The sequence below is a fragment of the Streptomyces sp. NPDC060064 genome, from assembly GCF_042736455.1.
In the GTDB taxonomy this organism is placed as follows: Bacteria; Actinomycetota; Actinomycetes; order Streptomycetales; family Streptomycetaceae; genus Streptomyces.
The window spans coordinates 153,339-167,400 of sequence record NZ_JBHWWF010000002.1 but is presented as its reverse complement, the minus strand read 5'-3'; the positions used below and the strand labels follow the sequence as shown (position 1 = coordinate 167,400).

The window sequence follows — 14,062 nt, the reverse complement described above, 5'->3', positions numbered from 1 at the left end:
GACGTGAGGACCAGGAGAACTTCGCATGGCTGCAGGACCGAACAACCGGTTTCTCGGCAAGTTCCGGGGGCGGGTGATCGACAACAGGGATCCTCTCAAAATCGGCAGGATCACGGCCCAGGTGCCGGACGTACTGGGCGACGAGGCCTCCACCTGGGCGTTGCCCTGCCTCCCGTTCACCGGGCGCCAGGCCGGTCAGTATGTCGTGCCGCAGATCGGTGCGGGCGTGTGGATGGAGTTCGAGCAGGGAGATCCCAGCTTCCCGATCTGGACGGGGTGTTGGTACGGCGATGAGACCGAGCTGCCGCCCCGTGCGCGCGCCGAACTGCCCGCCTCCCAGCCGGTCGTGATCCAGACTCCCGGCGATCACAAGCTGGTGATGTCGGACGTGCCCGGCGGTACGGGGATTCTGCTGGAGGCCAAAGGCGGGGCGTACATCCAGATCGACGAGAAGGGCGTGACCATCAGCAACGGCAAGGGCGCGTCGATCGTGCTGATCGGCGACCAGGTCAACGTCAACGAGGGCCGGCTGATCGTGCCGAAGAAGCGATGAGCACAGGGACCAAGGAAACGGGGAGTTACGTGTTGTCCGGGAATCTCGTGAACGGCGGGTCCGCGATCAGCTGCCCGCACGGCGGCCGGGTCGTGCCCGCCTCCGCCCCGTCGTCCGGCGTACGGATCGACGGCATGCCCGTGCCCACCGCCGCTGATGTCTTCACCGTCAGCGGCTGCCGGCACACGATCGACCGCGTACCGCATCCGTGCGTCACGGTCCGCTGGACGCCCGGCCGCGACAGCGTGCTGATCGACGGCTCGCCCGTGCTGCTCGACAGCACGTCCGCACTCTGCTTCAGCGCCGCGCTCGTGCCGCAGGGACCGCCGGTCGTCGCTGCGACGACGCGGGGGGTGTCTTCGCGATGAGTCGGATGAGGCAGACGAGGAGCGACATCGCTTTCCCCCTCCGGATCGACCGGCGGGGACGTACCGCACACGCGGCGTACGACGACCATGTGCGGGATCTGATCGAGCAGTTGTTGTTCACCAGCCCCGGCGAGCGCGTGATGCGCCCCGACTTCGGCTGCGGGCTGCTCGATCTGGTCTTCACGCCCAACAGCCCGGAGCTGGCCTCCGCGCTGGAGCTTTCGGTACAGGCCTCGCTGCAGCGCCGGCTGGGCGAACTGATCGAGGTGGAAGCCCTGGACGTGGTGAGCGAGGAGAACGTGGTCCGGGTCCATCTGCGCTATGTGGTGCGCTCCACCGCCAGCCGGCGCGACGAGGTCTTCGAGGGGAGCGGCCCGGCATGAGCGGGGTGAGCAAGGAGTTGGTCTGCCGCACCGACGGCAGGCGCGCAAAGGTACGGTCGGCACAGCTCGGTGGCGTGGACGCGGTGGAGGTCGGTGACGACGGGCTGACCCTGACCGTCACCTTCCTCGGCAAGGCGCCCCACGGCCTGTGCCCGGAGAACATACGCATCGACGGCGGCCGCCGGATCACCGGCCTCGAGGTCGTCGAGGTGTCCGTCGAGCGCGAGGAGGACCCGGAGCTCGACGACCGGCTGTTCGTCACGCTCGACCGCACCGGGGACACCTCCCGCCACCGGCTCTCGGTCGTCGACACGGATCCGTACGGAAGGCCCGGCACCGAGCCGTTCCCCGGCTTCGACCAGCGGTACTTCTCCGCAGAGTTCGACTTCCGTCCCGATTGCCCCACCCCCTTCGACTGCAAGGACGAGCAGCCGGACTGCCCGCCCGCCCCCATGGTCGCGCCGGTCATCGACTACACGGCGCGCGACTACGAGTCGATCCGCCGGCTGATCCTGGACCGGCTGGCGCTGACCACCCCGGACTGGGTCGAGCGCAACGCCGCCGACCTCGGCACAACGCTGGTCGAACTGCTGGCCCACACCGGCGATCTGATCAGCTATCAGCAGGACGCGGTCGCGACGGAGGCGTACCTCGACACGGCCCGCCGCCGGGTGTCCGTGCGCCGGCATGTGCGGCTCATCGACTACCCGATGCACGACGGCGTCAACGCGCGCGCCTTCGTCGCGGTCGAGACGGTACGGGAGCTGACGCTGCTGCCCGGCACCTTCCGCTTCGCCGCCGTCGACGTCCGCAGGCTGGGGCCGCGCGACCGGCCCGAGATCGGAACCGTCATCGACGACCGGGATCTGGCCGTACTGGACGAGCGCGGATCGATGGAGGTGTTCGAGCCGGTCGTCGGCCACGATCCGCTGGTGCTGCGCCCCGAGCACAACACGATCCGCTTCTGGACCTGGGGCGACGAGGTGTGTTCGCTGCCCAAGGGCGCAGTCTCCGCGACGCTGCGGGACGAGTGGGCGGACGAGGAGTGCACGGTCAGGGCGCTCGGGCTGTCGGCCGGTGATCTGCTGCTGATCGAGGAGGTGCGGGGGGCGCGTTCCGGTACGCCTGGCGACGCCGACCCGGCCCACCGCCAGGCCGTACGCCTCACCTCCGTCACCCCGGCCGTGGACCGGCTGGCGGACCAGCCCGTCCTCGAGGTCAGCTGGGCGCAGGAGGATGCGCTCGCCTTCCCGGTCTGTCTCTCCACACGCGGCGGCCCGGACTGCGAGCCGGTCGAGGATGTGAGCGTGGCGCGCGGCAATGTCGCGCTCGTCGACCACGGCCGGTCGCTGACCTTCTGCGGCTCTGCGCCCGAGACGGTCACCGTGCCGCCCGCGCCGGCCGTCCTCGGGTCCTGCGATCCGTCGGGCTTCGGCTGCTGGGACCGCGACGAGGGAAATGAGACGGCCGATCTGATCAACACCCGTCTCCACCAGACCCGTTCGGGCCGTCTGCTGACCGCCGAGCAGATACGCGAGCTGTTCACCGTCGTCGGCGAGGACGCGACCGAACGCGCCGGTCTCGGCCTGGAACTCGCGGGCCGACGGCGCGAGAAGGTCGTGCCCGGCACCGCCTATGCGCAGGCCGAGGCGCTGGCGACGCTGCTGGCGCAGGTCGTCTACCCGGGCATCCCGGCGCGCTTCCGGCCGGTGTTGCAGCGCTCCCCCGTGGTCCAGTCCGTGCCGTTCCCCGACCCGCAACACGTCTCGGCCGGGCAGGCCACGCGACTGGCGGCCGTCCCGGGCCGTGTCCGGCAGCGTCTGGTGGAGCTGTGGCGCAGCGCCCGCGATGGCGACGGGCTCACCGAGCCGGAGATCGCCGAGCTGACGGTGCTGTTCGGGCTGCGGGTGCTCGAGCGTCTTGAGCTGCGCCGCCACCCGGTGCGCGCGCTGCGCGAGTTGCTGCACCGCAGTGAGCGGCTGCTGACCGCGAAGCTGCGGCGGCTCGACGTACTGTCGGCGCGGGCGCGCGCGGGCGCGGTACTCGACGCGGGCATCGCCTGGGAGATCGCGCACACCTGGGGCCCTGAGTACGCGGCCGGGCTGCACCCGGACGAGCCGGTGCTGCGCGGTCCTGCCGCAGCGCTCGTACAGGACCCGCGGGCCGCGCTGCCCGCGGTGACCTTGACGGACGACGACGAGCAGTGGACCCCGAAGCGGGATCTGCTGAGCAGCGGTCCGCGGGAGCGGCACTTCGTCGGTGAGCTGGAGGACGACGGCCGGATCGCGCTGCGCTTCGGCGACGGACGGCACGGCGCGCGCCCGCACCCCGGCGCCCGGCTGGAGCTGCACTACCGCCTCGGCGGCGGCACGGCGGGCAATGTCGGCGCGGAGGCCATCAACCATCTGGTGCTGTGCCGCGATCCGCAGGAGTCGGACGCCGGGGACCCGATGCCGGTGGCGGGAGTGCGCAATCCGCTGCCCGCAGTCGGCGGCACCGAGCCCGAACCCGTCGAGCAGGTACGCCAGTTGGCCCCGCTCGACCTGAAGCGCACTCGGCTGCGCGCCGTCACCGCCGAGGACTACGCGGCGCTGGCGTCGAAGCTCCCTGGCGTGCAGCGCGCGGCCGCCGAGATCCGCTGGACCGGCAGCGTGCAGGAGGCGCATGTCGCCGTCGACGCGCTGGGGTCCGGTGAGCCCTCTCCCGAACTGCTCGACTCGGTGTCGTACGCACTGGAGAGCTACCGCCGGATCGGGCACGACCTGGTCGTGGGACCGGCCAGGGCGGTGCCGCTGGACATCGCGCTCGCGGTGTGCGCCGCGCCCGGCCATCAGCACGGCCAGATCCTCGCCGAGCTGTACCGGCTGCTGGGCAGCCGGCGGCTGTCCGACGGACGGATCGGCTTCTTCCACCCCGACGCGCTGAGCTTCGGCGGACCGGTGCGGCTCAGCCGTCTGGTGGCCGCTGCCGCCGGCGTACAGGGCGTGGAGAGCGTACGAGTGACCCGGCTGAGCCGGCTTTTCCACGAGGACCCACTCGACCACACGGCACTGGAGGCAGGCGTGCTGCGGCTCGGCCCGCTGGAGATCGCGCGATGCGACAACGACCCGGACCGGCCCGAGAACGGCCGGCTGACCATCGAGCTCGGCGGAGGTGCGCGATGAGTGGCGCCTGCGGCTGCGGCTGCGCCGGACACGACGAACGCCACGCGCCCGAGGCTCACCGGGGGTCCGGGGGTCGTCCTCCGGGAATTCCCGGCACGGCTCCAGGCCGAACTGCCCTGAACTACCGGGTGGGCGAGTACGGCTCGTTCCTGGCGGCCATGCTCGACCGTCTCGCCTCCCCCGCCTATCCGGCGCTGCGCGGGCTGACCGTCCGCACCCCGGACGATCCGGCGATCGGTCTGCTGGACTCGTGGGCGGTCGTCGGCGACCTGCTCACCTTCCACTCCGAGCGCATCGCCGACGAGGGCTATCTGCGTACCGCCAACGAACACCGCTCACTGGCGCTGCTCGGGCGGCTGGTCGGACACCGGCCACGGCCCGGTATCGCGGCCGACACGCATCTCGCGTACACGCTGGACCGGGATCCGCGGGCCGAGGACGTACCGGTGCTGATTCCGCGCGGTTCGCGCAGCAACAGCGTGCCCACCACCTCCGACGAGGAGTCGCAGGCCTTCGAGACCAGTGAGGACCTGATCGCCCGCTGGGCGTGGAACGAGCCGGCGGTGCGTCGGCGCCGGCCTGCCCTGCTCACGCCCGACGATCTGCGCAAGCGGTCCGAGATCTTCGTCTGGGGCACCGACACCTCGCTGCAGACCGGGGACAAGCTGCTGTTCGTCTTCGGCGGGGACCAAGAGGCGGGCGGGCAGCGGCTGTTGCTGCCGGTCGCGCGTGTCCGGATCGACCGGGACGACGAGGTGACGGCCATCGGGCTGCCGCAGTCCGCGCCGGCGTCGCTGACCGAGCTGGTGGCGGAGCTCCGCGAGTGGATCACCGAGGACGAACGGGAGGTCGAGGAGGGCGAGGCGACGCCCGACAACCCCAACCCGCGTCCGGTCAGCATGATCATCGCGGAGTTCGACGCCCAGGTGCTGGCGCCGCTCCGCGCCGATCTGGACGGGATCAAGTCCCCGGCGCAGTTCGCCCGGCGGCTTGCCGATCCGCATGACCGGCTCGCGGAGGCGCAGGCCGTCGCCGCTCCGTACGAGGAAGTCGCCGCCTGGTTCGAGCAGTTGGAGGCGGTGGTCGGTGAGCTGAGGGAGCGGGCAGCCGATCTGGAGCCCTCGCAGCCTGTGACTCCCCCATCGGCCGCTGTGGCGCACTCTCCGGCCATGCGGGCGCTCGGCGCCGTCCTGCCGGCGCTGCGCACCCGGGTCGTACGGCCGCCGTCCGGCGCCCGCGCGCTGTCGCACGATCCGGGCCGGTACTTCGCGCCCGGCTCCGACCTCGGCGCGCAGCTGCTGTCCGCGCTGGATCCCAGGGTCGCCGACGGGTTGTACGCGGCGTGGCGGCAGGCAGCTCCGGCCGTGCCCGCCTTGCTGCGCGAACTGCAGTCGATGCGGGTGACCGCGGCTCCCTTCGGGGCGACGGCGCCGCTCAAGCCCGTACAGGACGAGCGTGGCCGGGTCATCCGGCAGGTGGACTGGCCGCTCACCGGCTCCGCACTGACCACCATGCGGGTCGTGTACGACACGGCGGGCCGGGTGCCGGTGCGCGCGGAGTTCCAGCACACGGAGACGGGCGACTCGGTGCAGCGGTCGGAGAATCTGCCCGGCGGGATCACGTTCGGCCTCGGCCCCGGCCGGGTCTCGCTGCAGACCCGTGCGGGTCAGGACCACGATCTGAGCTGGCTGACCAGGCGCCCTGCGGACTCCCAGGAGCCTGGTGTGACCGCCCAGTTCTTCTCCGGGCTTCCCGAGCGGACCGTCTTCGTGTCCCGCCCCGCCGAGGACGGGCGAGTGCATGTGGCCGTGCACAACGGCGAACCGGTCAACTGGCTGCTGTCGCCCGGCGAGCACAAGCAGGTCACCCACGGCGGGTTCGAGGTGACCGTGCGGTACACGGTCGGCACCGAGCCGGCGAATGTCGAGGTCGGCATTGCGACCGTGCCGGAGCAGGCGAACCGTCGTGTCCTGCCGCTCGACTCCGTGCAGGACGGGATCACCGTCGGCAGCTGGGTCGCGATCGAGCGCCCCCGTAAGGGCGCGGATGATCCGGACGGGATCCCGGGTGACAGGAAGCTCGCCTTCGTGACCACCCGGGTCACCTCGGTGCGCACCGCCGCGTACACCAACTACGGCATCACGGGCCGCGGCACCGAGCTCACGCTCGCCGATCCGTGGCTCGACGAGCACGACGTCCTGCTCTCGGCGATCCGTGACACCACCGTGCACGCGGGCGGTGTGGCGCTGCGCCCGGCCGACGAGCCGCTGGGCGAGGATGTGCACGGCAATGAGCTCGAACTGGCCGAGCTGTACGACGGGTTGCGGCCCGGACGCCATCTGGTGGTGTCGGGCGAGCGCACCGACATCCCGAACACGGCCGGCCTGCGTGGCACGGAACTGGCGGTGATCGCTTCGGTGGAGCAGCACCTCGACCCGCAGTTGCCCGGCGACCATGTCCATACGAAGCTGACGCTCACCACGGATCTGGCCTATCGCTACCGCCGTGACACGGTCCGCATCCAGGGCAATGTGGTGCCCGCGACGCACGGCGAGAGCCGGGACGAGCCGATCGGCAGCGGCGACGCCGACCGGACCAACCAGACGTTCACGCTCTGGCAGTCGCCGCTGACATGGCTGCCTGCCGACAACCCGCTGGGGGCGACTCCGACCCTGGAGGTGCGCGTGGACGGGCTGTTGTGGCATGCGGTGGACAGCCTGGCCGGACACGGACCGCGTGAGCGGGTCTATGTCTCCGGGACGGCCGGGGACGGGCGTACCACGGTGGTCTTCGGCGACGGTGTGCACGGCGCGCGGCTGCCCACCGGACACGAGAACGTCCGGGCCCGGTACCGCTTCGGCACCGGAAAGGCAGCCAACGTCCGGGCGGAGCACATCACTCAGGCGATCACCAGGCCGCTGGGCGTCACCGCGGTCACCAATCCGCAGCCCGCCACGGGCGGTGCGGACGCCGACGGTCCCGGCCTGACCCGGCGCACGATCCCGCTCGCGGTCTCCGCGCTCGACCGGCTCGTGTCCGTCACGGACTACGAGGACTTCGCTCGTTCGCGGGCGGGCATCGGCCGGGCAGCGGCACGCGAGATATTCGACGGAAGGCGGCGCATGCTGCATGTGACCGTCGCCGGAGTGGACGACATCGCGATTGCCGACGACTCCGAGGTGCTGCGTGCGCTGCGCTCCTCGCTCGCCGAGTACGGAGACTCGCGGCTTCCGGTCCGGGTCGATGTACGCGAGCTGGTGCTGCTGCTGCTCGCGGCGAAGGTGAAGGTCGCCCGCGACCACACCTGGACGGTGGTCGAGCCGAGGCTGCGGCAGGCGCTGCTGCGTGAATTCGGCAGCGGGCGGCGTAAGTTGGGTCGTCCCGCACTGCTGTCCGACGTCCTGGCGACGGCCCACTCGGTGCCCGGTGTGGACTATGTCGACGTGGACGTCTTCACCGGGGTGCCGGCGTCCGTCACTGCTGACGGGCTGACCGGGCTCGCGGAAGCCCTCGCCGAGCCGCGGACCGCGGTCGGGGCCCGGCTCGCCGAGTACGACGAGGACGTGCACCGGGTCACCGCCGAGGCCGGCGAGACGCTCACCGAGATCGCCGCCGGATACGGCATTTCGCTCGCCGAACTGCTGCGTCTGAACCCGGACATCACCGATACCCGGCGGCTCGGGAAGGGACGGGCGGTGTGCGTCTTCCGAGGCATCCGGCCGGCCCAGCTCGCCCTGTTGTCACCGCATGTCGCGGACACGCTGATTCTCACGGAGGTCACCGCATGAGCAGGGAACCGGACGGGCTCGCGGAGCTGCTCCCGCAGTGGCACCGTCTGCGGGACGCCGATGGCGGTGAGCCACTGCGCGCACTGCTGGCGGTGATCGCCGAGCAGGCCGACCTGGTGCGGGACGGCGTCGAGCAGAACTACGAGGACTGGTTCGTGGAGACCGCGGCGCCCTGGGTGCTGCCGTATCTCGGCGATCTGGTCGGCTACAAACCGCTGCCGGGCTACGAACGCGTGCAGGCGAAGGGGCTTCAGGGTGAGGACGGGGACGAATCGCGCAGCCGTCTCGCCGAGGCTCTCGCGCCGCGTCGCGATGTCGCCGCGACCGTCGCCAACCGGCGGCGCAAGGGCACTCCCGCGCTGCTGGAGGAGCTGGCCGAGGAGGTCGCCGGGTGGCCTTCGCGGGCCGTGGAGTTCTCCCGGCTCCTCTCCCACCAGCAGCCGGTCAAGCTGTACGGATCGGGGACGGAGGCCGTCAACGCGCGCCGGCTCGAGCGCGGCCGGCTCGTCGACGTGCGGGAAGGGGCGGCGCTGGATCTGGCAGGCGGTCCCTTCGGTACGGTCGCGCAGACGGTGAATGTGCGGCGGGCCGGTTCGGCGCGTACGCAGGGCGGCTACTCCCCGGCCGGGGTGGGGCTGTTCGTATGGCGGCTGAAGCCGTATCACGTGACCGGAGCGCCCGCGTACTGCGTCGACCGGGCCCGTAACCTCTACACCTTCTCGATTCTGGGCAATGACTCGCCGCTGGTGACCAAGCCGGTGCCGGAGCCGTCGGCGACCCACATCGCGACGATCGACAATGTCCCCGCGTACATCCGGCGCAGGCAGCTCGCCGACCGGCTCGCGGACTACTACGGGCCCGGCAAGAGCTTCACGATCTGGCGCGACGGGCAGGACGAGCCGGTGCCGCTGTCGGACATCGTGGTGGCGGATCTGACGGACTGGCGCTACCGCCCCAAGCGCGGGCAGGTGGCCGTCGACCCGGCGCTGGGCCGCATCGCCTTCGGCTCGCGCTCGGCGCCGCGGCAGGGCGTCTGGGTCACCTACCACTACGCGTTCGGGGACGACACGGGCGGCGGCGAGTACCCGCGCGACCGTGAGACGCCGGTGGCGGCGAAGCTGTATCAGGTCGGTCCGGGGCAGACGTATCAGCGGATCATGGACGCGTACAACGACTGGCGCACCGACCGGCGGGCGGGGCGCTGCGGGCCCGACGGCATCATCGAGATCACGCACAGCGGCGCCTACCAGGAGCAGCTGGACTTCGATCTGGATCCCGGCGACCGTCTGGAAGTGCGCGCGGCCGAGGGCACGCGGCCGGTGATCCGGCTGCTCGACTGGTACAGCAACCGGCCCGACGCGCTCAATATCCGTGCGCAGGAGGACTGCGAGGGTGACGCGCCGCGCATCGTGCTGGACGGTCTGCTGATCACCGGACGCGGACTCAATGTCACCGGGCCGGTCGGGGCTGTGGTGCTGCGGCACTGCACGCTCGTACCGGGCTGGTCGCTGGAGCCTCAGTGCGAGCCGCACTCCCCCGAGGAGCCGAGCCTGGTCCTGGACCGGACCACCGCGTGCGTGTCCATCGAGCGCAGCATCCTCGGCACCATCGAGGTGATCGGCGACGAGGTCAACCACGATCCGCTGCCCATCCACATCCGGGACAGCATTCTGGACGCCACAGGACACGAGCTGCCGGCGTTGTCGGCGCCGGACTGCCGCCATGCGCACGCTGTGCTGCACGCGCACCGCACCACCGTCATCGGCGAGGTCCACACCCATGCGGTGGAGATCGCCGAGAACAGCATCTTCACCGGGCGGATGCAGGTCGTCCGGCGGGGCATCGGCTGTATGCGGTTCTCGTATGTGCCGCCCCTCTCGCGCACTCCGCGCCGCCACCGCTGCCTGCCGGATCTGGTGGGCCGTGAGAACGCGCAGGTGGTCCGGCCGCTGTTCACCAGTGAGCGGTACGGCACCCCCGCGTACGGGCAGTTGACCGCGGGTTGCGCGCAAACCCGGACGTCTGGGGGTTGTCCCTCAGGTAGTTGCTGCTGCGGGCGCGGTGCCGAGGACGGCTCCGAGATGGGCGCCTTCCACGATCTCTACCAGCCGCAGCGCGAGGACAGCCTGCGGGCCCGGCTCGCCGAGTACACCCCGGCCGGTACCGACGCCGGGATCATCCCCGTCACCTGACACGACTTTTCACCGACTGCCGAACGACGACTGTCGAACTTCCGAGGGGGACCCCTTCCCATGCACGCAGACATCTCCCGCATCACCTTCCGGCCGGACCGGCACTACTCGGCGGTGATCGCACAGCAGGGCCGCGTACAGCTGGACGCGGATGCCAATGAGCAGGCCGCGATCCAGCTGGTCCAGGCTCGTACAACCGTTGCCGACCTGATCGGGCAGCACGGCGGCCCGCGCGGCGCCACCGGCTTCGCGCTGGGTTTCGTGGGCGGCGGCCGGGAACTTGACGATCTGTCCATCGGCGGCGGCCGTTACTACGTGGACGGCATCCTGCTGGATGCGGCACGTCCGCAGCCCGGAGTGCCGGTCGTCGACGACGGGCACGCGGCCGAGGATGGCGACACGGACGCGCCCGCCGAGGCACAGCCGCCGGCCACCTGGACGTACTGGGACCAGCCGGACGGTCACCGGGACCCGGAGCGCCCCGGTGACCGGCTGCCGACCCAGTTTCCGTATCTCGCCTATCTGAAGGTGTGGGAGCGCTCGGTCACCGCGGCCGAGGACCCGCTGCTGCGGGAGGTGGCGCTGGGGTCCGCGATGCCCGACACGGCGGCCCGGCTGAAGGTCGTCTGGCAGGTGCTGCCGCTGGCCGGCTCGCAGCTGGAACTCGAGGACGGGGCGACCAAGGACCAGGTCCGCGCAGCGTTCGCGAAGTGGGCAGCGGCGCAGGGGCCGACCGCTCGGATGGCGGCCCGCAGCGAGCGTCCCGAGCACGCGGACGAGGACCCGTGCCTGGTGAAGCCGGACGCCCGGTACCGGGGCCAGGAGAACCAGATGTACCGGGTGGAGATCCACGAGGGCGGCGCGGCGAAGGACGCGACCTTCAAATGGTCCCGGGAGAACGGCTCGGTGACCTTCCCTGTCGACGAACTGGACGGTACATGGGCGGAGTTGGCCTCACTCGGCAGTGACGACAAGCTCGATCTGAACGTAGGCGACCTGGTCGAGTTCGTGGACACCGCCTACACCAGCCGTGGTGAGCCGCTGCCGCTGCTGCGGGTGGAGGAGGTCGACCTGCCGGGCCGCCGGGTGCGGCTCTCCGGCGAGCCGGATCCTTCGGTCGGCAGGCGCCCCGGACTCCACCCGTTCCTGCGGCGCTGGGACCACCGGTCGGGTTCGTCCCGGCACACGAGTGGCTCCGGCCGTACGAAGCAGGGCGCATCGAAACTGCGCAACGGCGCGGTCCGGATCGAGGAGGGCGGCTGGCTGCCGCTGGAGGACGGGGTTCTTATCCACTTCGAGCCGGGCAGGACGTATCGGCCCGGTGACTTCTGGACCGTTCCGGCGCGTACGGCGACGGGCAATGTCGAGTGGCCCACGGATGCGGCGCGCCGGCCGCTGCTGCAGGCCCCGGCCGGGATTCAGGCGCACTACGCGCCGTTGGCCTGGGTGCTGGGCGAAGGTTCGGTCGCGGATCTGCGGATGACGTTCGGGCCGCTGGCGGCCGTGATCCCGGCCGCGGACGAGGAGGCGCTGGCGGCGGAGGCCTCGGCCGAGGCGGAGGCCGCGGCTGCCGAGACTGCTGCGGCGGCCGGTTCGGGCGCGCAGACGGCGGGGCAGGACGACGAGGGACAGCCCGAGAACTGACGTACCAACCGGGAAGGAGCACCACGATGGCAACGCCTCTGTCCGCCGACAAACTGCTCAAGGCCCTTCGCGACGAAGGGCTTCAGGTCGTCGAGCACCGTAGCTGGCGCACACACAACCGCAACCACAAGGGTCCGTGGGGGCCCATGCACGGGGTGATGATCCATCACACCGTGACCTCTGGCACCCAGAACTCCGTGGACATCTGCTACAACGGCCACTCGAGTCTGCCGGGGCCGCTGTGCCACGGGGTGATAGCCAAGGACGGCACCATCCACATGGTCGGCAACGGGCGCGCCAACCACGCCGGGCTCGGCGACGACGACGTCCTGCGCGCGGTGATCAACGAAACGGCGCTGCCCGGAGACAACGAGGCCAACACCGACGGCAACCGCTACTTCTACGGCTTCGAGTGCGTCAACCTCGGCAATGGCACGGACCCGTGGCCTGCTGCCCAGCTGGAGGCCATCGAGAAGGCGGCGGCCGCGATCTGCCGGGCGCACGGCTGGACGTACCGCTCGGTGATCGGGCACAAGGAGTGGCAGCCGGGGAAGATCGACCCGCGCGGCTTCACGATGGACTCGATGCGCGGCCGGATCAAGGCGCGTCTGGCCGGTAAGCCGGGCGGCCCGACCAAGCCGCCGGCGCCGAAGCCCCCGGCGACGTTCGAGCCGTTCCCGGGCGCCGCGTTCTTCCAGGCCGGACGGCACAGTCCCATCATCACGGCGATGGGAAAGAGACTGGTGGCCGAGGGCTGCGGGCGGTACGAAGTGGGCCCGAGCCCGGACTGGTCGGAAGCGGACCGCAAGTCGTACGCCGCATGGCAGCGCAAGCTGGGCTTCTCGGGGAGCGACGCCGACGGCATCCCGGGAAAGTCGAGCTGGGACAGACTCAAGGTGCCCAACGTCTGACCGCGCCCTGTACGACACCGGCCGGACGGCTCTCCTTGGACGAGGGCCGCCCGGCCGCTGCGTGCCCTGTAGCGTTTCGCGCGAGGATGATCGGCTTCCGGCTGGAGGGCATATGGGCAAGGACGCGATCGTGGTCGTCGGAGCCGACGAGGTACGTGCGGCCCTGCCCATGGCAGCGGCGATCACCGCGCTCCAGGACGCGCTGCGCAACGGGCTCGACCCGGAGGCCGATCCCGCCCGCACCGTGGTCCCGGTCGAGCATGGGCAGCTGCTGCTGATGCCGTCGCACTCCCGCCGCTACGCCGGCGTCAAGATCGCCACGGTGGCGCCGGGGAACCCCGCCATCGGGCTGCCTCGTATCCAGGGCAACTACCTGCTGCTGGACGCAGCGACGCTCGGCCCGCTGGCCGTTCTCGACGGAGTCGCGCTGACCGCCGTCCGTACCGCGGCAGTCTCGGCGGCCGCCGCCGATCTCCTCGCCGTACCGGACGCCGAGCGTCTCGTCGTCTTCGGCACCGGACCGCAGGCGCACAGTCACATCGAGGCGCTGTGTGCTGTCCGCCCGGTCCGGCACATCACAGTGGTCGGCCGCGAGCTCGACCGGCTCGCCGGCTTCCTTCAGCAGTACGGGGATTCGGATCCTGTGGTGGAAGCGGGTACGGCCGACGCGGTGGCGCAGGCGGATCTGGTCGCCTGCTGCACCACCGCGCGCACTCCGCTGTTCGACGGGGCGGCCCTGTCCGCGCACGCGACCGTCGTCGCCGTCGGCTCCCACGAACCTGATGCCCGCGAGGTGGACGACGAGACGGTGCGCCGCTCGACGGTGGTCGTCGAGGCGCGGGGCGCGGCACTGCGCGAGGCGGGCGACGTCATTCTGGCCATCGGCTCCGGAGCGCTGGAAGCCGATTCCCTCGTCGGCCTCGCGGAGCTCGCCCGCGGCACGGTCACGACCGAAGGCTCCCGCCCCCGGCTCTTCAAGAGCGTCGGCATGGCCTGGGAGGACCTGGTCGTCGCCGGTGTCGCCTACGAGGCGCACATCGGCTAGGGCCAATGCCGTGG

At 71.3% G+C, this 14,062-nt stretch carries 9 protein-coding genes; all 9 read left to right on the top strand.

Going from position 1 to position 14,062, the window contains the following annotated elements:
- The first annotated feature begins 25 nt into the window (after positions 1-25).
- Positions 26-553, top strand: a complete 528-nt coding sequence (locus tag ACFWDI_RS03045) for a phage baseplate assembly protein V (protein WP_385300966.1) — start codon at positions 26-28, stop codon at positions 551-553.
- The gene (locus ACFWDI_RS03040; protein WP_385300965.1) at positions 550-921 is read left to right on the top strand and encodes a hypothetical protein; all 372 of its coding nucleotides are present in this window, start codon (positions 550-552) and stop codon (positions 919-921) included. The genes ACFWDI_RS03045 and ACFWDI_RS03040 overlap by 4 nt, the downstream gene beginning before the upstream one ends.
- Positions 922-926: 5 nt before the next feature.
- A complete protein-coding gene (locus ACFWDI_RS03035) occupies positions 927-1,304 on the top strand; it encodes a GPW/gp25 family protein (protein ID WP_385300964.1) in 378 nt (125 codons plus the stop codon).
- The gene (locus tag ACFWDI_RS03030) at positions 1,301-4,468 is read left to right on the top strand and encodes a putative baseplate assembly protein (protein ID WP_385300963.1); all 3,168 of its coding nucleotides are present in this window, start codon (positions 1,301-1,303) and stop codon (positions 4,466-4,468) included. The genes ACFWDI_RS03035 and ACFWDI_RS03030 overlap by 4 nt, the downstream gene beginning before the upstream one ends.
- Complete coding sequence (locus tag ACFWDI_RS03025) at positions 4,465-8,256, top strand: putative baseplate assembly protein (RefSeq protein WP_385300962.1); 3,792 nt, start codon at positions 4,465-4,467, stop codon at positions 8,254-8,256. The genes ACFWDI_RS03030 and ACFWDI_RS03025 overlap by 4 nt, the downstream gene beginning before the upstream one ends.
- Positions 8,253-10,448 (top strand): hypothetical protein, encoded by a 2,196-nt coding sequence (locus tag ACFWDI_RS03020; protein ID WP_385300961.1) that lies wholly within the window; start codon positions 8,253-8,255, stop codon positions 10,446-10,448. The genes ACFWDI_RS03025 and ACFWDI_RS03020 overlap by 4 nt, the downstream gene beginning before the upstream one ends.
- A gap of 60 nt (positions 10,449-10,508) precedes the next feature.
- Positions 10,509-12,092, top strand: a complete 1,584-nt coding sequence (locus ACFWDI_RS03015) for a DUF6519 domain-containing protein (RefSeq protein WP_385300960.1) — start codon at positions 10,509-10,511, stop codon at positions 12,090-12,092.
- Between the two features lie 26 nt (positions 12,093-12,118).
- Positions 12,119-13,003, top strand: a complete 885-nt coding sequence (locus ACFWDI_RS03010; protein WP_385300959.1) for a peptidoglycan-binding protein — start codon at positions 12,119-12,121, stop codon at positions 13,001-13,003.
- Between the two features lie 112 nt (positions 13,004-13,115).
- Complete coding sequence (locus tag ACFWDI_RS03005) at positions 13,116-14,048, top strand: ornithine cyclodeaminase family protein (protein WP_385300958.1); 933 nt, start codon at positions 13,116-13,118, stop codon at positions 14,046-14,048.
- Positions 14,049-14,062: the final 14 nt, after the last annotated feature.